Here is a 24284-nt window from a genome sequence, read left to right on the forward strand (position 1 = left end):
ACGAAAGTGCGAGGCCCGGTGTTTTCCAGAGCCGCATGACCGAAACCGACACGCCCCAGACCCCCGTGGCCAAGACCCACGCCCAAGCCAATCGCCTGCGCAAGGACATCGTCCTGGGCGAGGCGACGGACGAGGCGCGCCTGGTGCGGTTCGTGGTCGGGCCCGACGGAACGGTGGTCCCCGACGTGGCGCGCAAGCTGCCCGGCCGGGGGATGTGGGTCGACGCCACCCGCGAGGCGGTGACGATCGCCGCCAAGAAGGGCCTGTTCTCGCGCTCGGCCAAGGTCAAGCTGTCCGCCCCGGCGGATCTGGCCGACCAGGTGGAACGGCTGCTGACCAAGCGGGTTCTGGATGGGCTGGGGCTTGCACGACGCGGCGGAACGATTATCTCAGGCTTCGAAAAGGTCTCCTCGGCCCTGGCCTCGGGACAGACCGCCTGGTTGATCGAGGCGTCCGACGGCGCCGCCGACGGTCGCCGAAAGATTCTCACCGCGGTCCACAAGGCCCCGAACAGTCCCAAAATCTGCGGGATGTTCACGTCCGACGAATTGGGTTTGGCCTTGGGCGGGGAGAATGTGATACACACGGCGCTCCTTGCCGGGCGCGGCACTGATCGCTGGACTTTGGACGTCGAGCGGTTATCAGGCTTTCGCCCACTCCTTCCTTCGAGTTGGTCGGCGAGTTGGCGCGAGGAGCCCTAGGCCCTGGCCTCGACGAATGGCTTCCATTCGTCGGCGACAGAGGCCTGGAACTTGAAATGAGGAGCGTGATCCGCTCCTGAGTGAAGGGTCGGGAAACGCGCTTCCTTCGGGAAGTACGTCCAGGCCCCTTTCTCGTATGGATCAAACGGTTTTTGGCCGGCCCCCGCCGGCGGAAGTACAAGCGAGCGCATGAGCGACGAGAACGAAAACGGTCGGCCTGGTTCCAACCCCGGCGGGCGAGCGCCCATCACGCTGAAGCCCCGTCAGGGGTCGGTCAGCGCCGGCGTCGTGAAGCAGAGCTTCAGCCACGGCCGCACCAAGACGGTGGTGGTTGAAACCAAGCGCGTGCGACCGCACGCGCCGCCGGCCGGCAATCTCGCCGCGCCGTCCTCGGCCGAGCGCCGCCAAGGCGACGCGCCGCGTCCGCAGTCGTCCCAAGGGGGCGGCGGTTCGGCCGGAGGCCTGTCGCAAAGCGAAATGGTGGCCCGCCAGCGCGCCATCGAGGCCGCCCGCGAACAGCAGGAGCGTCAGGCGTCCGAACGCCGCGCCGCAGAGGCCCGCGCCACGGCCGCCGAAGCCGCGGCTCGCGAAGCCGCCGCCAAGGCCGCCGCCGCCGCCAAGGCCGCCGCCGCGCCGGCTCCCGCCCCAGCTCCGGAAGCGCCTGCCGCCCCGGTGGCTCAAGCGCCGGCCGCCCCGACAGCTCCGGCTCCGGCTCCGGCTCCGGCTCCGGTCGCTCCCGCGCCCCAGGCTCCGACGCCGGCTCCGGCCGCGCCGCCGGTCCGGGCCGAGGCTCCGCGTCCGGCCCCGGCCCCGGCCGCCGGTCAGACCCGCACCTATGAGCCCAGCCGCGACCGTCGCGACGACCGCTCGTCGACCACCACCTATCGTCCGGGTCCGGGCGCCCAGGGCGACCGCCCGCAAGGCGACCGTCCCCAGGGCGATCGTCCCAATTTCGCGGACCGGCCGTTCAACCAGCGCGCCCCCCGCCAGGACGGCCCGTACAATCAGCGCACCCCGCGTCCCGACGCCGGCGGCCCGCCTCGCGGTCCCCGTCCCGAAGGGGCCGGAGGCTATCGCGGCGACCGTCCGCAGGGTGACCGCCCGCAAGGCGATCGTCCCCAGGGCGACCGTCCGCAAGGCGACCGCCCGACCCAGACCGTCCGCTATTCGGCCCTGGCCCCGCGCCCGGCGCCCGGCGCCCGTCCGGGTCCCGGTGGTCCGCGCGGCGCCCGTCCGGGCGTCCCGGCCTCGGCTCCGGCCACGCCGGAAATCCAGCGCGCCACGCGTTCGGCGCCCCGCCCCGGTAGCGACATCGGTCGCAAGCCCGAGGAGGACGATGATCGCCGCAAGGCCGCGGCTCCGGGCAAGGCTGTCAGCCGCGCCAAGGGCGCCCCGGTTCGCCGCGAAGGTCGCCTGACCATCCAGACCGTGGCCGGCGACGGAGATTCCGCCGACCGCATGCGCTCGCTGGCCTCGGTTCGCCGGGCCCGTGAACGCGAGAAGGAAAAGCGCCGCGGCGGTCCCGCCGACGTGGTCAAGGTCAGCCGCGAAGTGGTCATTCCGGACGTCATCACCGTGCAGGAGCTGTCCAACCGGATGGCCGTGCGCGGCGTCGAGATCATCAAGTTCCTGATGCGTCAGGGCGTGATGCTGAAGATCAACGACGTCATCGACAACGACACCGCCGAACTGGTGGCCACCGAATTCGGTCACACCGTTCGCCGCGTGTCGGAAGCCGACGTCGAAGAAGGCTTCATCGGCGCCGAGGACATCGACGATCACCTGGAGCCCCGGCCCCCGGTCGTCACCGTCATGGGTCACGTCGACCACGGCAAGACCAGCCTGCTGGACGCGCTGCGCAAGGCCGACGTGGCCGGCGGCGAGCACGGCGGCATCACCCAACACATCGGCGCCTACCAGGTGCGTCTGGAAAATGGCCAGAAGGTCACCTTCCTCGACACCCCGGGCCACGCGGCCTTCTCGCAAATGCGGGCGCGCGGCGCCAACATCACCGACCTGGTGATCCTGGTGGTGGCCGGCGACGACGGCGTCATGCCGCAGACCATCGAAGCGATCAAACACGCCCGCGCCGCGGAAGTGCCGATCATCGTGGCCGTCAACAAGATGGACAAGCCGGGCTCGGATTCGACCCGGGTGACCAACGAGCTGCTGCAACACGAGATCGTGGTCGAAAGTCTGGGCGGCGACACCCAGATCGTCGAAGTCTCGGCCAAGACCGGCCAGGGCCTGGACGAGCTGATCGAGCGCATCCTGCTGCTGGCCGAGGTCATGGACCTGAAGGCCAACCCCGACCGCGTCGCCGACGGCGTCGTGATCGAGGCCAAGCTGGACAAGGGGCGCGGCGCGGTTTCGACCGTGCTGGTCAAGCGCGGCACGCTGAAGCGCGGCGACATCGTCGTGGCCGGCAGCCAGTTCGGCCGGGTTCGCGCCCTGCTGAACGAGCGTAACGAGCAATTGACCGAAGCCGGTCCCGCCACCCCGGTCGAGATCCTCGGCCTGGACGGCGTGCCGTCGCCGGGCGACAGCTTCGCCGTCGTCGAGAACGAGGCGCGGGCTCGCGAACTGACCGAATACCGCATCCGTCTCAAGCGCGAGAAGTCGATGCACCCGATCGGCGCGGGCGCCACCAGCATGGCCGACATGATGGCCAAGCTGCAGGACAAGAAGTACCGCGAGCTGCCGCTGGTCATCAAAGCCGACGTGCAGGGTTCGGCCGAGGCGATCATCGGTTCGCTGGACGCCATGTCGACCGACGAGGTCCGCGCGCGGATCATCCTGTCGGGCGCCGGGGCGATCAGCGAAAGCGACGTGATGCTGGCCAAGGGCGCCGGCGCGCCGCTGATCGGCTTCAACGTCCGGGCTTCTGCTCAAGCGCGGGCGCTGGCCGAGCGCGAGGGGGTCGAGATCCGCTACTACGCGATCATCTACGACCTGCTGGACGACATCAAAGGCGTGCTCTCGGGCATGCTGGCCCCGATCCAGCGCGAAACCTTCCTCGGCAACGCCGAGGTCCTGCAGGCCTTCGACATCTCCAAGGTCGGCAAGATCGCCGGCTGTAAGGTCACCGAAGGCGTGGTCCGCAAGGGCGCCAAGGTCCGGATCATCCGCAACGACATCGTCGTTCTGGAACTGGGCACCCTGGCGACGCTCAAGCGCTTCAAGGACGAGGTCAACGAAGTCCCGTCCGGCCAGGAGTGCGGCATGATGTTCGCCGGCTTCCAGGACATCAAGGTCGGCGACACCATCGAGTGCTTCACGGTCGAAGAGATCAAGCGCCAGCTGGACTAGGTCCCACTGAAGCTTTGACGAGACGGGGCGCGGGTCGAGAGATCCGCGCCCTTTTTCGTTCAGCTCCGTTGGTCGACAGGATGCGAATTCTGGGATATTCCGTGATATCCTTGTTTGGCGTAATGATCATGATCGGCGCAGCGAAACCTCGGGCCAAGACCAAGGCCGCAGCCACCGTCGGCACATGGGGCAAGAGCCTGGCCGTGCGCATACCGCTGGACGTCGTCCGGTCCGCGGGTCTGTCGGACGGCGAGAAGGTCGAGATCGAAGTCAGAAACGGCGACATCGTCATCCATCGCGCCGATGCGCGGGCCGAGGTCCGGGCGCGCGCCCTGGCCGCCTTCGACGAGATCGTCGCTGACAGCGAGGGCAGGACCCTTGGCGGCGCCTCGATCCGTGCGTTGATTGACGAAGGGCGCCGATGAGCGTCGTGCTCGACGCGTCGATCGTGATGGCCAGCCTGTTCGAGGAGCCGAACCACAAGGCGGCGCGGGTCATCATTGTCGACGCCATCGACGAGGGTCTCGTCGCGCCTTCGCTCTGGCGGCTGGAAATCGCCAACGCCCTCACCATGGCGGTGCGTCGCAAGCGTTGCGACGAGGCCTTTGTCGATCGATCCCTGGGGCGGCTCGACGCCATGTCCATCGCGATCGACGTCGAGACGGACGTCCATGCCTGGAGCGAGACGCTCGATCTCGCGCGCCAGGAAGGATTGACCCTCTATGACGCCGCCTATCTGGAGCTGGCGATAAGGACCGGGTCGAGCCTTGCCTCGTTCGACCAGGACCTTGTCGACGCCGCTCGTCGGCGCGGGGTGGCGGTCTTGACCGCCTGACGCCCGCCGGACTGGAAATCGCCCGATTTCAGGCCTAACCCTAGAGCCATGCGCATTCGAGCCCTTCTCGCCGTCAGCCTCGCCGCCGTCTCGTTGTCGGCCTGCGCCACGGCCACCCGCTACGACGCGGCCGGCGACGTCCACGCCCTGCTGGTGGCGATCCGCAACAACGACCACGCCGCCTTCGACGCCCGCGTCGACCGCCCGGCGCTGAAGGCCGAGATCGAGAGCGAACTGGTGCGCAAGGCGCGCAGCTCGGCCATGGGCGGCGGCTGGCAGGCCGCGGCCGTCGCCCTGGCCGGTCCGGCCGCCGACATCGCCGGCGAGGCCCTGGTCCAGCCCGAGACCTTCCGCTACGCCGCCAACTATTACGGCTACACGCCCGACAAGCCGATCCCCGACCGGATCAGCATCGCCGCGGGCCTGCGCTATATCGGCTCCGACCAGGTCTGCGCGGCCAAGTCCAAGGATGGCCCCTGCCTGCTGACCTTCACCCTCGAGGGCGGCACCTGGCGGCTGTCGGGCTTCGATCCCGAAACGGCGAAGCTGCGTCTGAAGCTGTGAGGGCAGGGGTGTCGGGGGCCGCTCGCCGGACGAGCCTGAAGGCCGTGCTGGGCCTGGCCTTGGCCTGCCTGGCGACGGCGGCGGCCGGCGCGGCCCACGCCGAGCGCAAGATGTACTCCTACGACCCGATCTCGCCGGACGCCAAGCGGCTGACCGGCGCGGGCCTGACCGTGCTGTTCGACAAGAAACTGACCGGGACGCGGGTGACCAAGGTGCTGGCCACCGGCGTGCCGGTTCAGGGCCGACTTATCGACGGCCACCAGAGGGACCTGGGCCCCGGGGGGCTGAAGGCCATGAGCGGCGTCGACGCCGACGCGGCGCTGTACGAGATCGATCCCAAGTTCGAGCAGGGCAAGATCTATATCCGCGCCTTCTGTCCAGGGGCCACGCGCCTGTGGCTGAGCTTCAGCCGGCTGGCGGTGCATCGCGACCTGCGGGTCCAGGCGTTCGGCGACGACCCCAAGGGCGGCCAGACCCGGCTGTGCGGCACGCTGGATTTCTCCTTCCGGGGCGAATGGAAGCTGCCGAGCGGCAATCTGCCCGACCCGATGGAGGACTGGACCGGCGGCAACGGCCCGGGCTAGGCCGGCAGCAGGCCGCGCACCAGCATGACCGCCGCCAGCAGCATCATCGGCGCCGACCACACCTCCAGCGGCAGGCCCATGAAGCGATTGGGCGGACGGTAGGAGAGGCGGCTTTTCCAGAGCGTCAGGCGCGGAACCTTCAGGGGCTTGCGGTTGACCCGGCAGCCGACCACCCAGTTGACGACCGACGCGATCACCGCGCCGACCGCCCACAGCCAGGGCGCGGTGTCGAAGATCTGCTCGCCGAACGCCAGGGTCAGCAGCGCCCCGAACAGGCCGAACACGCCGATCAGGCTCAACAGGGCCAGATAGCCCCGACCGGTCCACCAGAAGATCATCCGCCGCTCCCCAAGCTCAAGCTAGAAGGGATAGGCCGCGCCCCTCGCCGGCGCAACCTGGGCGTTTCTAGGGGTGACGTCGAACAGTCGTTTCATGCCATGCTCCCGCGAAAGATGAGGCGGACAGACATGGTCGACGTGCTGGCGGGCTTCACCAGGTTCGAGTTCGATAACGGCCGTTGGAGGCGGCCGGTCTATCGCATCGGCTCCGGCCCGGCCGTGATCGTCATCCACGAGATGCCGGGCCTGCATCCTCCGGTGTTAGAATTCGCCCGGGACGTGGCGGCCGAAGGCATGACGGCGTTCTGCCCCAGCCTGTTCGGCCAGCCGGGCCGACCGATCTCGACGGGCTACATGCTCGGGACGATCGTCAAGACCCTGTGCGTCCGGCGCGAATTCACGGTCTGGGCGGCCGGCCGTTCCAGCCCCATGGTCGACTGGCTGCGCGCCTTGGCCCGGCAGGTTCACGCCGAATGCGGCGGCAAGGGGGTGGGAGCCGTGGGCATGTGCTTCAGCGGCGGCTTCGCCCTGGCGATGATGACCGAGCCGTCGGTGGTGGCCCCGGTGCTGGCCGAGCCGTCCCTGCCGGTGAGTCGCAAGCACGGCGACGCCCTGGACTGCTCGCCGGCTGAGCTGGTGATCGCCAAGGCGAGGATGGAGGCCGAGGACCTGTCGCTGCTGGCCCTGCGCTTCGAGGAGGACGTGCTGGTTCCCTGCGCCCGCTTCAACACCCTGGAGCGCGAGTTCGGCGCTCGGCTGGAAACCCACGTCCTGCCCGACGCCTCGGCCCGCAAGGGCACCGGCCGCGCGCCGCACTCGGTGTTGACCGTCCACCTGGATCGCGAAGACCCGGACGGCGAGACGATGAAGGTCTATCGGCGGGTGCTGGAGTTCTTCAAGGAGCGGACGGGGGCTTAGATGCCCTGGAAGGGCTTGATCGCGAAGTGTGCAAGGCGGCGACTGAAGCCGACTAGGATTCCGCCGCTCGCCAGCGAGGCGATGGAAAAGATACCCATCTGAATGGCGCAAACGGCCATGATGCCGAGAGGTGATGCGGGGTGAACGTTAGCAGCGGTAATCGTGATCGTGGTCAACGCAACGGCGAGCGTCAGTTGTAAGCCGCCCGAGACCAGGAATAACGCGCCGATCGCTCGCAGCAGGATCTGAAGCAGTTCCACGGTCTTGAACATCACACGCCTCTGTCTCGTTTGGAGTCTTGACGAGCATCGTTGCGCAACCTTAAGCAATCATACCGGACGCTGGACTTTTCACGCTTACGCGCCTAGACACCCCGCCTCCCATTTCTCCCCGCGACCCGGCGTTCGATCCGCCGGCCGGGCATCGAGGCGACCGCGCCATGAAGCGCCATACCGACAACAAGAAGAGCGGGCCCGTGGGTCCGTCGCAACGCCAGCTGCGGGCCGGCGAGCTGATCCGCCACGCCCTGGTCGACATCCTGCGCGAGGAAGAGCTGGTCGACCCGGCCCTGGCGGGCATCTCGGTGACCATCTCCGAGGTGCGGATGAGCGCCGACCTCAAGCACGCCATCTGCTTCGTCGAGCCCTTGGGGGCCAGCGTGACGCCGCAGGTCGAGCGCGAGCCGTCCTCGCCGTCGCGCACCGTGGTGGTTCCGGGCAGCCCCGCCGAAGTGGTGGCCGGCCTCAACCGCCTGAGCAAGTTCCTGCGCGGGCGCCTGGCCAAGGTCATCGACATGAAGTTCACGCCCGACCTGAAGTTCCTGCACGACGAGACCTTCAACTCGGCCACCTACATGGATCGCCTGTTCGCCGATCCGCGTGTGCAGCAGGACGTGCGCCGCCTGTCCGACGTGGCTGAAGACGAGGAAAACTAGTGGCGCGCCGCAAGAAGGGCGACGCCATTTCCGGCTGGATCTGCCTGGACAAGCCCTACGACCTGACTTCGACCAGCGCCGTCAGCCGCGTGCGCCGGGCGTTCAACGCCCAGAAGGCCGGCCATGCGGGTACGCTGGACCCCCTGGCCACCGGCATCCTGCCGTTGGCCCTGGGCGAGGCGACCAAGACCGTCCCGTTCCTGATGGACGCCGACAAGGCCTATCGCTTCATGATCCAGTGGGGGCGCTCGACCACCACCCTGGACCGCGAGGGCGAGACCACCGACAGCAGCGACGTGCGCCCGACCCGCGAGGCGGTCGAGGCGGCGCTGCCGGCCTTCGTCGGCGAGATCGACCAGGTCCCGCCGAACTATTCGGCCATTAAGGTCGACGGCGAGCGGGCCTACGACCTGGCCCGCGACGGCGTCGAGTTCGAGCTGAAGACCCGCAAGGTGACGGTGCACGCGCTTCGCGTGACGGGGGCTCCGGACGCCGATCACATCGAGCTGGAGATGGAATGCGGCAAGGGCACCTATGTCCGCGCCGTGGTCCGCGACCTGGCCGCCGCGCTCGGCGCCTGCGGTCACGTCGACCAGCTTCGCCGGACGCGAGTCGGGCGGTTCAGCGAGGATTCGGCGATAGGCCTGGAAACCCTTGAGAATTTAAGCTATGAGGCCCGGCTGTCGGAGGCATTGCTTCCGGTCGAGACCGCGCTGGACGACATCCCGGCGCTGGCCGTGACCGATGAAGACGCCTTCCGGCTTGCGCAAGGACGCGCCATCGTTCTGCTCCCAAGGCAGGTGGAATCGCTGAAAGCCGAGCTCGCGCCCGGTGATCGCACCGTTTCCGCCATGTCGGGCGACAGGTTGGTGGCCTTGTGCGAGATGCGCGCCGGAAAGCTCAATCCGGTGCGGGTCTTCCAACTCACCTGAGCGGAGACAACCCGATGTCGATCACTGCCGAGCGCAAGACCGCTCTCATCGCCGAACACGCCCGCACCGAAGGTGACACCGGCAGCGCCGAAGTCCAGGTCGCGATCCTGTCCGAACGGATCGCCAACCTGACCGAGCACTTCAAGACCCACAAGAAGGACAACCACAGCCGTCGTGGTCTGTTGATGATGGTTTCCCAGCGTCGCAGCCTCCTCGACCACCTGAAGAAGTCCGACGCCGCCCGCTACGCGGCTCTCATCGAGAAGCTGGGTCTGCGCCGCTAGTATCGGCGCAGTCGGCCGCCTCGCTCACGCGGGGCGGCCGAACGCTTTTTATGGCCATCGTTTCAAGACAGGCTGAAACGACGGTTGCTGCGAGTTCGTTGATTGCGAATTCGATTGTACGTCCGAGGATCACGATCGTCGGGAGCCTGTCGAACTGGATGAGGAAACATCGGGACCGCCCTTCGGCCGCCCGCCCCTGTCCGTCCTGAAGGAAATGGGTCCTTCGGAACCGAAAGAAGCAAAAATGTTCGATATCAAGCGCAAGACGATCGAGTGGGGCGGCAAGACGCTGGTCCTCGAAACCGGTCGCATCGCCCGTCAAGCCGATGGCGCCGTCCTGGCCACCATGGGCGAAACCGTCGTCCTGGCCACCGCCGTGTTCGCCAAGACCCAGAAGCCCGGCCAGGACTTCTTCCCCCTGACGGTCAACTATCAGGAAAAGACCTTCGCGGCCGGCAAGATCCCCGGCGGCTTCTTCAAGCGCGAAGGCCGTCCGTCGGAAAAGGAAACCCTGGTTTCCCGCCTGATCGACCGTCCGATCCGCCCGCTGTTCGTCAAGGGCTTCAAGAACGAAGTCCAGGTCGTCGTCACCGTGCTGCAGCACGACCTCGAGAACGATCCCGACATCCTGGGCATGGTGGCCGCCTCGGCCGCCCTGGTCCTGTCGGGCGCCCCGTTCATGGGCCCGATCGGCGCCGCGCGCGTCGGCTATGTTGACGGCGGCTACGTGCTGAACCCGACGCTCGACGAGCTGAAGGAAAGCAAGATGGACCTGGTCGTGGCCGGCACCGCCGACGCCGTGATGATGGTCGAAAGCGAAATCCAGGAGCTCTCGGAAGAGATCGTGCTGGGCGGCGTCAACTTCGCCCACAAGGAAATGCAGACGGTGATCGACGCGATCATCGAGCTGGCCGAGCACGCCGCCAAGGAGCCCTTCGAGTTCGAGCCCGAAGACACCGACGCGGTGAAGGCCGAGATGAAGAAGCTGGTCGGCGCCGACATCATCGCCGGCTACAAGATCCAGAAGAAGCAGGACCGCTACGAAGCGATCGGCGCGGCCAAGAAGAAGGCCATCGCCGCCCTGGGCAAGTCGGACGAGCATCCGGCCGGCTACGACCCGCTGAAGCTGGGCGCGGTGTTCAAGGAACTGGAAGCCGACGTCGTGCGTCGCGCGATCCTCGACACCGGCATCCGCATCGACGGCCGCACCGTCGACAAGGTCCGTCCGATCCTCGGCGAAGTCGGCATCCTGCCGCGCACCCACGGCTCGGCCCTGTTCACCCGCGGCGAGACCCAGGCGATCGTGGTCGCCACCCTGGGCACCGGCGACGACGAGCAGTTCATCGACGCCCTGGAAGGCACCTACAAGGAATCCTTCCTGCTGCACTACAACTTCCCTCCCTACAGCGTCGGCGAGACCGGCCGCATGGGCAGCCCGGGCCGCCGCGAAATCGGCCACGGCAAGCTGGCCTGGCGCGCCCTGCGCCCGATGCTGCCGAGCAAGGAAGACTTCCCCTACACCATCCGCCTGGTCTCCGAGATCACCGAGTCGAACGGCTCGTCCTCGATGGCCACGGTCTGCGGCAGCTCGCTGGCCATGATGGACGCGGGCGTTCCGCTGATCCGTCCGGTCTCGGGCATCGCCATGGGCCTGATCCTGGAAAAGGACGGCTTCGCGGTCCTGTCGGACATCCTGGGCGACGAAGACCACCTGGGCGACATGGACTTCAAGGTGGCCGGCACCAGCGAGGGCCTGACCTCGCTGCAGATGGACATCAAGATCGCCGGCATCACGCCGGAAATCATGAAGCAGGCCCTGGCCCAGGCTCACGAAGGTCGCGCCCACATCCTGGGCGAGATGAACAAGGCCATGGACGCGCCGCGTGAAGACGTCGGCGACTACGCTCCGAAGATCGAGACCATCACCATCCCGACCGACAAGATCCGGGAAGTGATCGGCACCGGCGGCAAGGTGATCCGCGAGATCGTCGCCACCACCGGCGCCAAGGTCGACATCAACGACGAAGGTACGGTCAAGGTCTCGGCCTCGGACGGCGCCAAGATCAAGGCGGCGATCGACTGGATCAAGTCGATCACCCAGGAAGCGGAAGTCGGCGCGATCTACGACGGCAAGGTCGTCAAGGTCGTCGACTTCGGCGCCTTCGTGAACTTCTTCGGCGCCAAGGACGGCCTGGTCCACGTCAGCCAGATCAGCAACGAACGGGTGGCCAAGCCCTCGGACGTGCTGAAGGAAGGCCAGATCGTGAAGGTCAAGCTGTTGGGCTTCGACGATCGCGGCAAGACCAAGCTGTCGATGAAGGTCGTCGACCAGGAAACCGGCGAAGACCTGTCCAAGAAGGAAGCCGTCACCCCGGAGGAAGCCGTCACCACCTGAGGGTGATGGTGTCTTCCCGGTGAAGCGTTAGCAGGCGGGCGGCTCCGAAAGGGGCCGCCCGTTTTGCGTACTTAGGGATGTCTCGGCACCCAGAACGCGCCTGTTTTCGCCACGCTACCCGGCGGCAGGGAGCGATGCTCTCCCGAGTGGACATAGCCGGCGGCGCGCATGACTTCCCCCACGATGGACCCTGCCGTGTTTGTTGATTGGTTGTGGCCGCCATAGTCCACGCCCAGCTCCGCAAACAGCATCGGGTCAACTCCGGCCACAGCGGGCAGGCCGGAGTCGTTGGCGGCAATACAAGCAGCCTTTCCTTCAGGCGAATTGATAATGGCCCAAATCTTTAGTGTAAGCGGATCATCCATTTTCAGGCCGCCGCCTTCGCTGAAAGGCAACCCCAGGGCCTCGATCGCATTCACCAGCGCGCCAGCTTCGGGCGTATCCTTGGACTTCGCGTTCTTCCAGAGATTATGTCGGTCTCCTACGCTCATAGAGGTGAGCTTTTCGATAGTGTAAGGGCGCGGCAGTATTGGCTCGTTCATGATCTTTCCCCCTTTTTAGGTCGGTCATCCGCACCGTGGATGCGACCCCGCCCTAAGTCCTTGGTGGATCGGAGCTCTGGGGTCAGGCCGTGTCAAGGACGGCGCCAGGCGCCGCCGCGGTGCGGCCGGCCGGAGGCCGGTCCTTGACACGGCCTGACCCCAGAGCAAGCTCGCCTCCAAGGATTTAAGGCGGGGCCTGATCCGCTGGGGCGGATCAGGGCGGATGCTCAGTTCGGCCCCCCCAAACCCCGTCATCCCGGGCCTCGTGCCCGGGACCCCTGGTTCAGCCGACGGTGAAGCGCCATGGCGCGCTGGCGCGCCACCCCTCCGCACCTGCGGCGGACGGAGGGGTCCCGGGTACGAGGCCCGGGATGACGAGTCAAAAAGGCGTATACCCATAAGACAAGCCGCCGGGATACCCGCTCACCCCCACGCGTTCCCCCTACGAAGGAGCGCGTCCATGACCATCAAGGACCAGGCCGACCAGGAGATCGAGGCCAGCCGCAACGGCGACGTCGACATCGCCTTCCTGCTGCCCGAGGACCGCTGGGACGAGTTCCTGTCGCTGACCGGCGCGCGGCCCGAGGGCGAGCCGCCGGAGGCCACCTATCGCGGCGTCCGCTTCAAGCGCGCCCCGGTGACCGCGATCATCCACGAGGAGGGCTTCTAACGCGGGACCTACCGCCTCGGCGTCACCCGGATGGTCACCCGGTCGGGCGTGCCGTTGCCGCCCCGGCACGCGGCCAGCTTGAAGTCCAGGTCCATGCAGACCCACACCTCGGTCAGGCGGTTGTCCTTGTTGACGCGCACGTTCAGCCCCTCGGCCGTCATGCCGCGATTGCGCTTGAGGAAGGCGGTCCGCACCTCGCCCGCCGTCATGGTTCCATTCGCATCGGGCTTGAGGTCCGGCACGTTCAGGCGCTCGCGCACCTGGCGGGCCTTCTTGAAATAGGCCTCGGGGGTGTCCCACTGGCACGTGCCGTGCGCTTGCCACTCATGCTGCAGCAGCCAGGGCGAGGGGGTCATGCACAGGTTGGCCCTGACCGTCGCCGCGCTGATCGACGGGCTGGGGCGGCAGTAGCGCGGGTGGATGCGGTCGGGGCCGTTCGGCCACAGGCCATGGACGGTGAAGCCGAAGCGGTTGGCGTCGCACTGGATGGCCTTGTCCGATTCCGCGATGCCGGCCCGGCAGGACTCCGGCGACCAGAACAGCGCCAGCAGGTAGGCGGCGGTCGGCACGTCGGTGTGCACCTGGTCGGCCGGCGGAACCTCCGGCGCGGCCGGAACCACGTCGCGCGGGACGGCGCAGGACTTCAGGCTGGAGGCCTGGGCCGCGCTGGCCAGGGCCAAGGCGGCGAAAAGACCGATCACGGCCTGGGCGATCTTCGACGACGGCATGAGGACTCCGGGGCTTACCGCGCCTTGTCTAGCACGCCTTGGCCTCCCCAAAACCCGCTCATCCCGGCGAATGCCGGGACCCAGATCCTATGGCTGTGTGGCGGTTGGAAGAGCTCGGCGCTCCTGGAAACAACCTCAAAGCCATTCCATCCGGGCCCCGGCATTCGCCGGGATGAGCGGCTATAAATTACCGCCGCGCCTCGGTCGCCATCCGCACCGCCAGGCCGCCCAGCACCGAGGCCATCAGCCAGCGCTGGACCAGGGCGAAGCTGGGGCGGGTGGCCAGGAAGCCGGCGATCGTGCCGGCCGCCAGGCAGATGCAGCCGTTGACGGTCAGGCTGATGGCGATCTGGCTGCCGCCCAGGGCCAGGGACTGGCCGAGCACCGCACCGCGGTGCGGGTCGATGAACTGCGGCAGCAGCGACAGGTACAGCATCGCCGCCTTGGGGTTCAGCAGGTTGGTCAGGAAGCCCATGCTGATCAGCTTGGCCGGACTGTCCTTGGGCAGCTCGCGCACCTGGAACGGCGAGGCGCCGCCGGGCCGGATCGCCTGCCAGGCCAGCCAGGCCAGGTAGAGCGCGCCGCCGAACCGCAGGATGTCGTAGGCGATCGGAGCGGCCATCAGCAGGGCGGTGATGCCCAGGGCGGCGCAGACCAGATAGACCACGAAGCCGGCGGCGGTGCCGGCCAGCGACACGATCCCGGCCCAGCGCCCCTGGCTGATCGAGCGGCTGACCAGGTAGAGCATGTTCGGCCCCGGGGTCAGGGCCATGCCCAGGCAGACCAGGCAGAAGGCGATCCAGGTCTTGGCTTCGGGCATGGGGCTCCTCGACGAATGGACGGGCGCGCCCGCGATCGCCGGTCACGCGGACGAAGGCTGTCTACACCGGTTCGCGGCGAAGGTTGAGGCCAGCTTTCCTGAACGCCGCCTCAGAGCGGGCGGCCTGCCGGCAGCGCCCAAAAAAGCGCGGCCGGTCTCCGGATATTCCTGAGAATGATTATCATTGCACGCCGGCAACGCTCCAGCTAAGAACGCGTCGCAATTACGACAAAGGGCCGCGCTCCCCCGACGGCCTTGCTGGGGTTTCTCGATGCACACGTCCGCCAAGCCCGCCGTCGCCGGCGTCCGCAGCCAAGCCCGCAGCGCGCTGGGCGTCGCCGCCGTCGCCGGCCTGGCCGGCCTGACCCTGGCCCCGGCCGCCTTCGCCGCCGCGCCTGACGCGGATGCCGCCGTCGCCACGGCCAGCGGCGCCGCGGCCGCCCCCGCCGACAGCGCCACCGAGCTCTCGGGCGTCAAGGTCGACGGCAAGCGCGGCGCCGAGGTCCAGTCGCCCAAGCTGACCGCGCCGCTGGTCGACACGCCCAAGGCCATCACGGTGATCCCGCGCAGGATCATCGAGCAGACCGCCGCCACCTCGCTGCAGGACATCCTGCGCACCTCGCCGGGCATCACCTTCGGGGCGGGGGAGGGCGGCCAGCCTCTCGCCGACCGTCCGTTCATCCGCGGCCAGAGCAGCGCCAACGACGTCTTCGTCGACGGGCTGCGCGACAGCGGCGGCCAGACCCGCGAGGTGTTCAACCTCGAGCAGGTCGAGGTCGTGAAGGGCCCCGACAGCGCCTATAGCGGCCGCGGCTCGGGCGGCGGCAGCATCAACTTGACCTCCAAGGCCCCGAAGGCCGACGATTTCGCCGCCGCTTCGCTGGCCGGCGGCACCGACGCCTATGTCCGCGCCACCGTCGACCTCAACCATCAGATCAACGACAGCGTCGCGGTGCGCCTGAACCTGCTGGGCACGCAGGGCAATATCCCAGGCCGCAAGGCGGTGGATTTCGACCGCTGGGGCATCGCGCCGTCGATCGCCTTCGGCCTGGACGGCCCGACCCAGGTGACGCTCAGCTACTACCACCTCGACAGCAACGCCATGCCCGACTACGGGGTCCCGCTGTTGACCAAGACCACCCAGCCGCGCACGGCCTCGGGCATCCTGGACGTCGACTACCGCAGCTTCTACGGCCTGAAGGCCCGTGACTACCAGAAGACCAAGGCCGACATCGCCACCCTGATCGTCAACCACGCGATCAACGACAATCTCGGCGTGCGCCAGGTGGTCCGCTACTCCAAGAGCCTGAACGACTACATCGTCACCAACCCCGGCGACGGCGGCCCGGCCCAGTTCATCGACGGCGCCTGGTGGATGAAGCGCGGCGCCAAGACCCGCTGGAACCCGACCAAGACCGTCGCGGCCAACACCGACCTGCACGGCAAGTTCGACACCGGCGCCATCGGCCACAGCTTCGACATCGGCGTCGAGCTGAGCCACGAGGAAAACCTCAACGCCACCTATTCGACCTTCACCACCTCGGGTTCGGCCTGTCCCGCCGCCTACAAGTACGCCGCCAGCGGCACGGTGACGACCAGGGAAATCCTGGGCGCGGGCGACTGCACCCTGGTCTATGCGCCCAATGCCGACGATCCGTGGACGGGCGTGATCAACCGCAGCCCGGCGAACCGCAACGTCGCCAAGACCGCGGCGATCTACGGCTTCGACACCCTCAAGTTCGGCGACAGGTGGCTGCTGAACCTGGGCCTGCGCCACGACCACTACGAAAGCGCCGGCTACGACTATAGCGCCTTCACCCAGACCCAAGGCGTGTTCAGCGGCGGCGCGATCGCCTACCGCCAGGGCGAATGGGACTTCACCAACTACCAGGCGGGCCTGGTCTTCAAGCCGACCGAGGACTCCAGCCTCTACGTCTCGTACGGCACGGCCTCGACCCCGCCGGGCGTCGCGGCCGGCGACCAGAACAGCAACGGCATTGTCGGCACGATCGGCACGACGCCGAACCAGGTGGTGCAGCCGGAAGACAGCGAGAGCTTCGAGGTCGGCGCCAAGTGGACCCTGTTCCACGATACGCTGGCCCTGTCGGGCGCCGTGTTCAAGACCACCCGCAAGAACGCGCTGATCCAGATCGACAACGGCCTTTTCGCCCAGGTCGGCGAGACCCAGGTCAAGGGCGTCGAGCTGGGCGTCTCGGGCAACATCACGCCCCGCTGGCAGGCCTTTGGCGGCTACACCTACATGGACAGCGAGCTGGTCCGCGGCGCGGTGGTGATCCCGACGGGCGGCGGCGCGCCGACCGCCAACATCAACCAAGGCGATCCGCTGGCCAACACGCCCAAGAACAGTTTCAGCCTGTTCACGACCTATCGCATGGTGCGCAGCCTGTCGGTCGGCGGCGGCGCCTACTACGTCTCCAAGATGTTCGGCGGCAACCAAGGCGGGGCCGGCGGCGGCGCCAACGCGGTCTACGCGCCGGACTACTGGCGCTTCGACGCCTTCGCCAGCTACAGGATCAACGACAAGGTCGACCTGCAGCTGAACGTCCAAAACGTCGGCGACGAGCGCTACATCATGCGGACCAACGGCGTCCACCACGCCGACCCGGCCCCCGGCCGGCAGGCGATCCTGACCTTGAACGTCAAGTACTGAGCCTTCTCCTCCCCGAAAGCGCTCGTGCCTGACGTCCAAGCCTCGCCCGGGAGCGGCCCCTCCCGGGCGAGGCCATTCTGCCAGGAGCCAGTTTCTTGTTAGAAGTCTGGCCATGATGATCCAGATCCCCGACGTCCTGACTCCCGACGAGGTCGCCCACTGCCGGGCCGTGCTCGACGCGGCCGACTGGGTGGACGGCAACGTCACCTCGGGCTTCCAGGCGGCGATGGCCAAGAACAACCTGCAGTTGTCGCAGGACGGGGCGGCGGCGCGCGAGGTCGGGGCGATCATCGTCCAGGCCCTGCAGGCCAATCCGCTGTTCGTCTCCGCCGCCCTGCCGCGTACGATCCTGCCGCCGCTGTTCAACCGCTACGGCGTCGGCATGGGCTTCGCCGACCATGTCGACAACGCCATCCGCCGCGATCCGTCGACCGGCCAGCCCTTGCGCACCGACCTGTCGATCACCGTCTTCCTGAGCGAGCCCGACGCCTATGACGGCGGCGAGCTGGTGGTCGAGGACGCCTATGGCAGCCACCTGGTCAAGCTGGCGGCGGGTGCGGCGATCCTCTATCCGGCCTCCAGCCTGCACCACGTCACCGAGGTGACGCGCGGCGTGCGCACGGCCAGTTTCTTCTGGATCCAGAGCCTGGTGCGCGACGACGCCCGCCGCGCCCTGCTGCTGGACATGGACGTGGCGATCCAGCGCCTGTCCGCCGCGGTGGGCGCCGCCGACCCCTCGGTGCTGTCGCTGACCGGGACCTACCACAACCTGCTGCGGATGTGGGCCGAGGTCTGACACGCGCCCAGCGAACAATGATCGCCGACGCCAACCATAAGTTTACTCTTCGGCTTCACGATCGCGGTTCCATTCCCGGGAGTCGCGATGCCTTCGCCCCCCAAGTCCGCACGGTTGAGCGACGCCGAGAGCGCGCAGTGGTTCTTCGATCACGCGCACGACCTGTTCGCCGTGGTGGCGCGAGGGCGGTTCGCCACGGTCAACGCGGCCTGGACGCGGGTGACCGGCTGGACCCGGCAAGAGCTGATCGGCCAGCCCGCCCTGCGCTTCGTGCATCCGGACTCGCGCCAGGACTTCGTCGAGACCGCCTCCCTGATCCGCGCGTCCGGCGAGGCGCTCAACCGCCTGAAGGTGACCTGCAAGGTCGGCGGCTGGGTGTGGCTCGAGGGCCAATCGCGGCTGGGGCCGAACGGCGAGATGGTCGGGACCTTCCGGGACGTCACCGCCGACGTGGCCCGCCGCGCCGAGATCGCCGCCGCCCGCCAGACCCGTGAACTGCTGGCCACCTCGGCCGGGATCGGCATGTGGAGCTACGAGCCGCACGAGCAATCGATCGAATGGTCGCGCGACCTTCTGGAGACCACGGGCTTGGGCGCCGAGACCATCGCCCGTCCCGAGTCGTTCTACGCCCGGCTGGACCCGGCCGAGCGCGAGGGCCTGGTCGAGGCGTTCGAACGGGCCGTGCGCACGGGCGAGGGCGGCACGATCGAGCACCGCCTGCGCGGGGCCGGCGGCCAATGGTTCACCTACCGGGCCACCTTCCGCACCGAACCGCGCCCCGGCGGCCTGTTCGCCCTGAAGGGGATCTCGCAGAACGTCACCGAGGTGGCCCGCGCCCGCGACGCGGCGGTCTGGGGCGAGCGTCAGGCCCGCCGGCTGGTCGAGGAGGCCCCGTTCGCCGTGGCGCTCTATGACCGCGACCTGCGCCTGCAAGTGGTCAGCCCGCGCTTCCTGGAGGTCTTCCAGGCCGACGAGGCGCGGGTCATCGGTCGCAGCCTGCACGAGCTGACCTCGGGCTCGCGCAAGCGTTTCGTCCGGGCGGTGGAGCGCGCCCTGATCGGCCAGACGGTGGTGCGGCGCGAGGACCAGCTGCACGATGGCTTGGGCCGCAGCCACACCCTGCGCTGGGAGGCCCGTCCCTGGCGCGACGCCGACGGGGTGATCGCCGGCGTCATCACCTATATGGACGACGTCACGGCCCTGTCGCAGGCCCGGCGCGAGGCCCGGGCCAACGCCCGCCGGTTGCGCGTGGCCCTGGGCGCGGCCCAGGCCGGCGTCTACGAGATCGACCACGTGGAAAAGGCCTTCTGGGGATCGCCCGAGTTCCATCGCATCCTGGGCCGCAAGGTCACCTATGACGACGTGCGCAGCGCCGTCTGGCCGATGATCCACTCCGACGACGTCGCGGCGGTCTACGCCGCCGGCGAGGCCCGCCGCCGCGCCGAGGGCGAGGACGACGAGTCCCTCGACCGGTCCTTCGACGTGCGGGTGATGACGTCCGACGGCGACGGCAAGTGGATCCGCATCTTCCATGAGGTGCGCGTCGACGCCGGCGGCCGCATCCGCAAGGCGTTCGGCCTGATCCTCGACATCGACGAGAAGAAGCGCGCCGAGCTGGCCCTGGTCGAGGCCGAGCGCGCCGCCCAGGCCGCCAACGACGCCAAGGCCCAGTTCCTGGCCAATATGAGTCACGAGATCCGCACGCCGATGAACGGGGTGCTGGGGGTCATGCACCTGCTCAAGCGCGAGAAACTGCCGGGCGAGGCCGACCACCTGCTGGGCGAGGCCCTGGCCTGCGGCCGCATGCTGTCGACCCTGCTGGACGACGTGATCGACTTCTCGCGGATCGAGGCCGGCCGGCTGGACGTCAGCCAGGAGGCGGTCGATCCCAGCGATGTGGCCGCCAGCGTGGCGCGGCTGCTGCGGGCCCAGGCCGAGCACAAGGGGCTGGAGCTGCGGGTCGACGCGCCCCACCTCGGCCTGATCCTCACCGACCCCAGCCGGCTGCGCCAGGCGCTGTTCAACCTGGTCGGCAACGCCGTGAAGTTCACCCTGTCCGGCTCGGTCACCCTGACGGTGCGCCGCCTGGAGGGCGGCGAGCCGCGCGTGGCCTTCGAGGTGATCGACACCGGCGTCGGCATCGCCGCCGAGGCCCAGGCCCGATTGTTCGAGCGTTTTCAGCAGGCCGACGCCAGCACCACCCGCCGGTTCGGCGGGTCCGGTCTGGGCCTGGCCATCACCCGGCGACTGGCGCAGATGATGGGCGGCGAGGTCGTGTTCACCTCCCGCGAGGGTGTCGGCTCGACCTTCCTGCTGACCATCGCCGCCCCGCCGGCCCAGGCCCGCGCGGCCGAGGCCGAGATGGCCGACGGCCTGCTGGAGGGCCTGAAGATCCTGGTCGTCGAGGACAACGCCACCAACCGCCTGGTCGCCCGCCGCATCCTCGAGCAGCTGGGCGCCAGCGTCGAGACGGCCGAGGACGGACTGGACGGGGTGACGGCGGCGGCTCGGGGCTTCGACCTGATCCTGATGGACGTGCAGATGCCCGGCATCGACGGGCTGGAGGCCACCCGTCGCATCCGTAACCTGCCCGGTCCCGCCGCCAGGACGCCGATCATCGCCCTGACCGCCAACGTCCTGTCGCACCAACGCGCCGCCTATCTGGCCGCGGGCATGGACGGCGTCGCCGCCAAGCCGATCTCGCCCGCCGCCCTGATCGGCGAGATCGTCCGCCTGGCGGGCGGCGAGGTGGAGGCGGCGGTAGCCTAGGCCGCCGTAAGGATTTGGCGCTTCGGGGCGGATGACAATCGCGCCCGCCCTGGGCTAGACCCTTGCCCATGACCGTCGACATCACCGGCTTCTGCCCCGACCGCTTCTCCGCCGTCCGCGACGCCTTCGCCGCCAATTTCGAGGACGGCGGCGAGCTGGGCGCGCGGTTCTCGCTGGCGATCCATGGCGAGGTGGTCGTCGACCTGATGGGCGGCTTCGCCGACCGCAAGCGCGAGGTCGCCTTCGGACCCGACACCCTGACGCCGCTGTTTTCGACCACCAAGGCCGTGGCCGCCCTGCTGATCGCCCGCCTCGTCGACCAGGGCAGGCTGACCTACGACCAGACGGTCGCCTCGGTCTGGCCGGAATTCGCGCAGGCCGGCAAGCAGGACGTCACAGTCGGCCAGGTGATGTCGCACCAGGACGGGCTGTCGGGCTTTCCCGACGAGACCGATCCGGCCATCTGGTTCGACTGGGAAGCCACCACCGCCAAGCTGGCGGCCATGGCCCCGCTGTGGCCGATCGGCTCGGCCAGCGGCTATCATCCGGTCACGTTCGGCTTCACGGCCGGCGAGATCTTCCGCCGGGTCGACGGCCGGACCATGGGGACCGCCCTGCGCGAGGACCTGGCCGAGCCCCTGGGCCTGGACATCTGGATCGGCCTGCCCGACAGCGAGCACGCCCGCTGCGCCGAGCTGATGCGGCCGACCGCCCTGCCCAAGTTCGGGGCGATGAACGAGGCCGTGAAGGCCGCCTTCATGACCAAGTGGGCCGCGCCGGGCGGCCGCGGCACGGCCGACTGGCGGCGGGCCGAGATCCCGTCGGCCAATGGCCACGCCACCGCCCCGGCCCTGGCGCGGCTGATGGGCGCCCTGGCCTCGGGCGGCGAACTGGACGGCGTGTCGGTGCTGTCGCCGGCCGTGATCGCCCAGGCCAGCGCCGAGCGGATCGTCGGCCAGGACCTGGTCCTGCCCTATGTGATCAGCTGGGGCGCGGGCTTCATGCGCAACACGCCCAACTTCTTCTACGGCCCGACGGCCGACGCCTTCGGCCACAGCGGCTGGGGCGGCTCGTGCGCCTTCGCCGACCCGTCGCGCGGCGTGTCGGGGGCCTATGTGATGAACAAGCAGGGGACCGAGCTGATCGGCGACCCCCGCGCCGTGCGGCTGATCCAGGCGGCGTACGCCGCGCTCTAGCGAGCTTCGGAGGGAACCATGGCCAAGGTCGGGATCGCGAGCGTCGTCGGCTGGGCCGCCCTGGCCGCCCTGGCCTGGGGCGCCGGCGCCCACGCCCAGGACGCCGGGCGCGACTTCTGCGCCGACCGGCCGGGCAAGGGCTCGCCGCCCTGCGTGCTCGACGCCGGACGCTTCCAGGCCGAGCTGGGCGTGGCCGATGGCGCGTGGAGCCGGGGCGGCGGCGTCTCGACCGACGACACGGCCTTCGGGGCGCTGGAGCTGCGCCTGGGCCTGACCCCGACGCTCGAGGGCCAGCTCAGCTGGACGGCGCACGAACGGATCCGCCAGAAGGACCGGGCCTCGGGCGCGGTCTCCACGGTGGACGGAGTCGGCGACCTCGGCTTGGCCCTGCGCTGGTCGCTGCGCAACCCGGGCGGCGACGGCGCCTCGGTGGCCCTGCAGCCCTTCGTCACCGCCCCGACCGGGGCCGAGGGGATCGGCGGCGACGCCTGGCAGGGCGGGGTGATCGTCCCGATCTCGCTGCCGCTGAACGCCGACTGGTCGCTGGCCCTGTCGCCGGAGCTGGACGCGCGGGCCGACGCCGACGGTTCGGGCCGCCATGCCGGCTTCGGCGGCGCGGTCGGGATCGGGCGGTCGTTCGGTCCGGTGGCCCTGGGCGCCGAGCTGTGGGCCGATCGCGAGCAGGACCCGTCCGGCCACGTCACCTCGGCCAGCTTCGACCTGACGGCGGGCTGGACCCCGGCCTCGGCCAAGGACCTGCAACTGGACGCCTCGGCCTATGTCGGCCTGAACCGCGACACGCCCGACCTGGAGGTGGCGGTAGGAGTGGCCAAGCGGTTCTAGGCGCCCGTGCGTCCTTGCTTCGGCTTGCCCTCGATCATCAGCCACCCCACGATCCCCGCGACGACCGCCGCCGCGGCGCTGATCCCCATCACCCAGGGGTAGCCCTGCGGACCGGGGGCGAAATAGATCAGGCCCAGCACCGCCACCGCCAGCAGGCCGGCTACCCGGGCGACGGCGTTGTTGATCCCCGAGGCGACGCCGGCATGGCTGGCGGCCACCGCGCTCATCACGGTGTTGGTCAGGGGCGCGACGGCGATGGTCATGCCCAGGGCGACCACGAGCAGGCCGGGCAGCACGCCGGTCCAGTAGCCGGCGCCCACCCAGGGCGCGCCCAGCAGGCCGAAGCCGACGCCCGCCAGGATCGGACCGACGGTCAGCATGGGCCGGGCCCCGAACCGGTCCGCCAGCCGGCCCGCCGTCCCCGACAGCGTGCCCATGATCGCCGAGAACGGCAGCAGGGTCGCCCCGGCTCCAGCGGCCGAATAGCCGTGCTGGGCGATCAGTTCGAACGGCAGGAAGAACAGGGCCCCGGTCAGGCCGAAATAAAGCGCCAGGGTCAGCAGGTTGGCGCCGCTGAATGTCCTGGAGCGATAGAGGGACAGCGGCATCATCGGGTGTTTCTCGCGAGCCTGGCTGACCACGAAGCCCGCCAGCAGGACCGCGCCGGCCGCCAGGGCGGCCCAGACCGCGCCGCTGGTCCAGCCCCGCTGGCCGACGGCGGTCAGGCCCCAGGTCAAGGCGCCCAGGCCGGTCGCGGCCAGGGCCGCGCCGCGCCAGTCCAGCTGCTGGACCTCGGGGTCGCGGCTCTCGCGCACGGCGACCAGGGCCAACCAGACGGTGGCGGCGGCCAGGGGCAGGTTGATCAGGAAGATGGCGCGCCACGAGACGTGGTCGACCAGCCAGCCGCCCAGCACCGGGCCGATCGCCGTGGTCACCGCCCCGAACCCGGCCCAGGCCCCGATCGCCGCGCCGCGCTCCTGGTCGCCGAAGGTGGAGCCGAGGATCGCCAGGCTGGCCGGCACCAGCATGGCCGCGGCGAGACCTTGCAGGGCGCGGGCGGCGATCAGCCAGCCGGCGTCAGGAGCCAGGGCACAGCCCAGCGAGGCGGCGGCGAACAGCGCCACCCCCGCCACGAACACCTTGCGCCGCCCATAGCGGTCGCCCGCCGAGCCGCCGATCAGCACCAGCGCGCCCAGCAGCAGCAGATAGGCGTTGACGATCCACTGCACCTGGGCCGCGTCGGCCTTCAGCGCTGTCCGCATGGCCGGCAAGGCGACATTGACCACCGAGCCGTCGATGAAGGCCATGCTCGAGCCCAGCACCGTGGCCGCCAGGGCCAGGCGCTTGCGGCTCGTCGAGCCGTCCGGTCGGGCCGCCCGGATGACGCCTTCGTCGCAGGGAGGATGTTGCGGACCGGCCATGGGCGCGAGCATGGCCCAAGCCCGCCCCCCTCGC

General features: G+C 69.2%; 23 protein-coding genes. 17 read left to right on the forward strand and 6 right to left on the reverse strand.

The features are described 5' to 3' along the window. Positions 1 to 35 precede the first annotated feature (35 nt). From ACSQ2G_RS08830 to ACSQ2G_RS08855, 6 genes are all read left to right on the forward strand, one after another. Positions 36 to 701, forward strand: a complete 666-nt coding sequence (locus ACSQ2G_RS08830) for an RNA-binding protein (RefSeq protein WP_436030054.1) — start codon at positions 36 to 38, stop codon at positions 699 to 701. 189 nt (positions 702 to 890) lie between these two features. After that, complete coding sequence (infB, locus tag ACSQ2G_RS08835; protein ID WP_436030055.1) at positions 891 to 4010, forward strand: translation initiation factor IF-2; 3120 nt, start codon at positions 891 to 893, stop codon at positions 4008 to 4010. Positions 4011 to 4132: 122 nt separating this feature from the next. Next, complete coding sequence (locus ACSQ2G_RS08840; protein ID WP_436030056.1) at positions 4133 to 4435, forward strand: AbrB/MazE/SpoVT family DNA-binding domain-containing protein; 303 nt, start codon at positions 4133 to 4135, stop codon at positions 4433 to 4435. Then, positions 4432 to 4845, forward strand: coding sequence for a type II toxin-antitoxin system VapC family toxin (locus ACSQ2G_RS08845; RefSeq protein WP_436030058.1), 414 nt, complete (start codon positions 4432 to 4434; stop codon positions 4843 to 4845). The genes ACSQ2G_RS08840 and ACSQ2G_RS08845 overlap by 4 nt, the downstream gene beginning before the upstream one ends. A 48-nt stretch (positions 4846 to 4893) precedes the next feature. After that, positions 4894 to 5409, forward strand: a complete 516-nt coding sequence (locus ACSQ2G_RS08850; RefSeq protein WP_310080365.1) for a DUF2939 domain-containing protein — start codon at positions 4894 to 4896, stop codon at positions 5407 to 5409. Between the two features lie 110 nt (positions 5410 to 5519). After that, positions 5520 to 5993 carry a hypothetical protein gene (locus ACSQ2G_RS08855; RefSeq protein WP_436030558.1) on the forward strand — a complete coding sequence of 158 codons (474 nt, stop codon included), beginning with the start codon at positions 5520 to 5522 and terminating at the stop codon, positions 5991 to 5993. On the opposite strand, the gene ACSQ2G_RS08860 is transcribed toward ACSQ2G_RS08855, so the two are convergent. Next, positions 5990 to 6331: a hypothetical protein gene (locus tag ACSQ2G_RS08860; protein ID WP_436030060.1), complete on the reverse strand. Its 342-nt coding sequence runs from the start codon at positions 6329 to 6331 to the stop codon at positions 5990 to 5992. The two genes, ACSQ2G_RS08855 and ACSQ2G_RS08860, sit on opposite strands and share 4 nt — an antisense overlap. Before the next feature lie 129 nt (positions 6332 to 6460). Here ACSQ2G_RS08860 and ACSQ2G_RS08865 point away from each other — a divergent pair, with 129 nt between their 5' ends. Then, positions 6461 to 7249 carry a dienelactone hydrolase family protein gene (locus tag ACSQ2G_RS08865; protein WP_436030062.1) on the forward strand — a complete coding sequence of 263 codons (789 nt, stop codon included), beginning with the start codon at positions 6461 to 6463 and terminating at the stop codon, positions 7247 to 7249. On the opposite strand, the gene ACSQ2G_RS08870 is transcribed toward ACSQ2G_RS08865, so the two are convergent. Further along, positions 7246 to 7521: a hypothetical protein gene (locus tag ACSQ2G_RS08870; RefSeq protein WP_436030063.1), complete on the reverse strand. Its 276-nt coding sequence runs from the start codon at positions 7519 to 7521 to the stop codon at positions 7246 to 7248. The genes ACSQ2G_RS08865 and ACSQ2G_RS08870 overlap by 4 nt on opposite strands. Positions 7522 to 7688: 167 nt before the next feature. Between ACSQ2G_RS08870 and rbfA the strand changes: the two genes are divergently transcribed. The 4 genes from rbfA to pnp all read left to right on the forward strand — a co-directional run bounded on the left by rbfA (position 7689) and on the right by pnp (position 11794). Continuing rightward, complete coding sequence (gene rbfA, locus ACSQ2G_RS08875) at positions 7689 to 8183, forward strand: 30S ribosome-binding factor RbfA (RefSeq protein WP_436030065.1); 495 nt, start codon at positions 7689 to 7691, stop codon at positions 8181 to 8183. Then, positions 8183 to 9115: a tRNA pseudouridine(55) synthase TruB gene (gene truB / locus ACSQ2G_RS08880; protein ID WP_436030067.1), complete on the forward strand. Its 933-nt coding sequence runs from the start codon at positions 8183 to 8185 to the stop codon at positions 9113 to 9115. The genes rbfA and truB overlap by 1 nt, the downstream gene beginning before the upstream one ends. A 14-nt stretch (positions 9116 to 9129) precedes the next feature. Continuing rightward, positions 9130 to 9399, forward strand: coding sequence for a 30S ribosomal protein S15 (rpsO, locus tag ACSQ2G_RS08885; protein ID WP_028039724.1), 270 nt, complete (start codon positions 9130 to 9132; stop codon positions 9397 to 9399). Positions 9400 to 9643: 244 nt separating this feature from the next. Beyond that, a complete protein-coding gene (gene pnp / locus ACSQ2G_RS08890; RefSeq protein ID WP_436030070.1) occupies positions 9644 to 11794 on the forward strand; it encodes a polyribonucleotide nucleotidyltransferase in 2151 nt (716 codons plus the stop codon). Positions 11795 to 11865: 71 nt separating this feature from the next. Here pnp and ACSQ2G_RS08895 read toward each other — a convergent pair whose 3' ends face one another. After that, positions 11866 to 12336, reverse strand: coding sequence for a hypothetical protein (locus ACSQ2G_RS08895; RefSeq protein WP_436030071.1), 471 nt, complete (start codon positions 12334 to 12336; stop codon positions 11866 to 11868). Between the two features lie 460 nt (positions 12337 to 12796). Here ACSQ2G_RS08895 and ACSQ2G_RS08900 point away from each other — a divergent pair, with 460 nt between their 5' ends. Beyond that, entirely contained in the window at positions 12797 to 13006 is a 210-nt protein-coding gene (locus tag ACSQ2G_RS08900; RefSeq protein ID WP_436030073.1) for a hypothetical protein, read from the forward strand. A gap of 8 nt (positions 13007 to 13014) precedes the next feature. On the opposite strand, the gene ACSQ2G_RS08905 is transcribed toward ACSQ2G_RS08900, so the two are convergent. Together ACSQ2G_RS08905 and ACSQ2G_RS08910 are read right to left on the reverse strand one after the other, a co-directional pair. Next, complete coding sequence (locus tag ACSQ2G_RS08905) at positions 13015 to 13734, reverse strand: ribonuclease T2 (protein ID WP_436030075.1); 720 nt, start codon at positions 13732 to 13734, stop codon at positions 13015 to 13017. 187 nt (positions 13735 to 13921) lie between these two features. Next, positions 13922 to 14554: a LysE family translocator gene (locus ACSQ2G_RS08910; protein WP_436030077.1), complete on the reverse strand. Its 633-nt coding sequence runs from the start codon at positions 14552 to 14554 to the stop codon at positions 13922 to 13924. Between the two features lie 271 nt (positions 14555 to 14825). Here ACSQ2G_RS08910 and ACSQ2G_RS08915 point away from each other — a divergent pair, with 271 nt between their 5' ends. The 5 genes from ACSQ2G_RS08915 (at position 14826) to ACSQ2G_RS08935 (ending at position 22829) form a co-directional block, all read left to right on the forward strand. Further along, positions 14826 to 17225, forward strand: a complete 2400-nt coding sequence (locus tag ACSQ2G_RS08915) for a TonB-dependent receptor (RefSeq protein ID WP_436030079.1) — start codon at positions 14826 to 14828, stop codon at positions 17223 to 17225. A 112-nt stretch (positions 17226 to 17337) separates the two neighbouring features. Next, positions 17338 to 18021 carry a Fe2+-dependent dioxygenase gene (locus tag ACSQ2G_RS08920; protein ID WP_436030080.1) on the forward strand — a complete coding sequence of 228 codons (684 nt, stop codon included), beginning with the start codon at positions 17338 to 17340 and terminating at the stop codon, positions 18019 to 18021. Between the two features lie 87 nt (positions 18022 to 18108). Further along, positions 18109 to 20790 (forward strand): PAS domain S-box protein, encoded by a 2682-nt coding sequence (locus ACSQ2G_RS08925; RefSeq protein WP_436030082.1) that lies wholly within the window; start codon positions 18109 to 18111, stop codon positions 20788 to 20790. A gap of 68 nt (positions 20791 to 20858) precedes the next feature. Beyond that, the gene (locus tag ACSQ2G_RS08930; protein WP_436030084.1) at positions 20859 to 21986 is read left to right on the forward strand and encodes a serine hydrolase domain-containing protein; all 1128 of its coding nucleotides are present in this window, start codon (positions 20859 to 20861) and stop codon (positions 21984 to 21986) included. Positions 21987 to 22004: 18 nt separating this feature from the next. Then, positions 22005 to 22829: a transporter gene (locus ACSQ2G_RS08935; RefSeq protein WP_436030086.1), complete on the forward strand. Its 825-nt coding sequence runs from the start codon at positions 22005 to 22007 to the stop codon at positions 22827 to 22829. Here the strand turns inward: ACSQ2G_RS08935 and ACSQ2G_RS08940 are convergent. Further along, on the reverse strand, positions 22826 to 24262 hold the full coding sequence (locus tag ACSQ2G_RS08940; protein ID WP_436030087.1) for an MFS transporter: 1437 nt from the start codon (positions 24260 to 24262) through the stop codon (positions 22826 to 22828). The genes ACSQ2G_RS08935 and ACSQ2G_RS08940 overlap by 4 nt on opposite strands. Between the last annotated feature and the right edge of the window lie 22 nt (positions 24263 to 24284).

It is taken from the genome of Caulobacter sp. LjRoot300 (assembly GCF_964253875.1).
Taxonomy (GTDB): domain Bacteria; phylum Pseudomonadota; class Alphaproteobacteria; order Caulobacterales; family Caulobacteraceae; genus Caulobacter.

Bases quoted from the DNA above. Each gene is read 5' to 3' on its own strand.
- ACSQ2G_RS08830 (WP_436030054.1), top strand. From the start codon at position 36: ATGACCGAAACCGACACGCCCCAGACCCCCGTGGCCAAGACCCACGCC.
- infB (WP_436030055.1), top strand. From the start codon at position 891: ATGAGCGACGAGAACGAAAACGGTCGGCCTGGTTCCAACCCCGGCGGG.
- ACSQ2G_RS08840 (WP_436030056.1), top strand. From the start codon at position 4,133: ATGATCATGATCGGCGCAGCGAAACCTCGGGCCAAGACCAAGGCCGCA.
- ACSQ2G_RS08845 (WP_436030058.1), top strand. From the start codon at position 4,432: ATGAGCGTCGTGCTCGACGCGTCGATCGTGATGGCCAGCCTGTTCGAG.
- ACSQ2G_RS08850 (WP_310080365.1), top strand. From the start codon at position 4,894: ATGCGCATTCGAGCCCTTCTCGCCGTCAGCCTCGCCGCCGTCTCGTTG.
- ACSQ2G_RS08855 (WP_436030558.1), top strand. From the start codon at position 5,520: ATGTACTCCTACGACCCGATCTCGCCGGACGCCAAGCGGCTGACCGGC.
- ACSQ2G_RS08860 (WP_436030060.1), bottom strand. From the start codon at position 6,331: ATGATCTTCTGGTGGACCGGTCGGGGCTATCTGGCCCTGTTGAGCCTG.
- ACSQ2G_RS08865 (WP_436030062.1), top strand. From the start codon at position 6,461: ATGGTCGACGTGCTGGCGGGCTTCACCAGGTTCGAGTTCGATAACGGC.
- ACSQ2G_RS08870 (WP_436030063.1), bottom strand. From the start codon at position 7,521: ATGTTCAAGACCGTGGAACTGCTTCAGATCCTGCTGCGAGCGATCGGC.
- rbfA (WP_436030065.1), top strand. From the start codon at position 7,689: ATGAAGCGCCATACCGACAACAAGAAGAGCGGGCCCGTGGGTCCGTCG.
- rpsO (WP_028039724.1), top strand. From the start codon at position 9,130: ATGTCGATCACTGCCGAGCGCAAGACCGCTCTCATCGCCGAACACGCC.
- pnp (WP_436030070.1), top strand. From the start codon at position 9,644: ATGTTCGATATCAAGCGCAAGACGATCGAGTGGGGCGGCAAGACGCTG.
- ACSQ2G_RS08895 (WP_436030071.1), bottom strand. From the start codon at position 12,336: ATGAACGAGCCAATACTGCCGCGCCCTTACACTATCGAAAAGCTCACC.
- ACSQ2G_RS08900 (WP_436030073.1), top strand. From the start codon at position 12,797: ATGACCATCAAGGACCAGGCCGACCAGGAGATCGAGGCCAGCCGCAAC.
- ACSQ2G_RS08905 (WP_436030075.1), bottom strand. From the start codon at position 13,734: ATGCCGTCGTCGAAGATCGCCCAGGCCGTGATCGGTCTTTTCGCCGCC.
- ACSQ2G_RS08910 (WP_436030077.1), bottom strand. From the start codon at position 14,554: ATGCCCGAAGCCAAGACCTGGATCGCCTTCTGCCTGGTCTGCCTGGGC.
- ACSQ2G_RS08915 (WP_436030079.1), top strand. From the start codon at position 14,826: ATGCACACGTCCGCCAAGCCCGCCGTCGCCGGCGTCCGCAGCCAAGCC.
- ACSQ2G_RS08920 (WP_436030080.1), top strand. From the start codon at position 17,338: ATGATGATCCAGATCCCCGACGTCCTGACTCCCGACGAGGTCGCCCAC.
- ACSQ2G_RS08925 (WP_436030082.1), top strand. From the start codon at position 18,109: ATGCCTTCGCCCCCCAAGTCCGCACGGTTGAGCGACGCCGAGAGCGCG.
- ACSQ2G_RS08930 (WP_436030084.1), top strand. From the start codon at position 20,859: ATGACCGTCGACATCACCGGCTTCTGCCCCGACCGCTTCTCCGCCGTC.
- ACSQ2G_RS08935 (WP_436030086.1), top strand. From the start codon at position 22,005: ATGGCCAAGGTCGGGATCGCGAGCGTCGTCGGCTGGGCCGCCCTGGCC.
- ACSQ2G_RS08940 (WP_436030087.1), bottom strand. From the start codon at position 24,262: ATGCTCGCGCCCATGGCCGGTCCGCAACATCCTCCCTGCGACGAAGGC.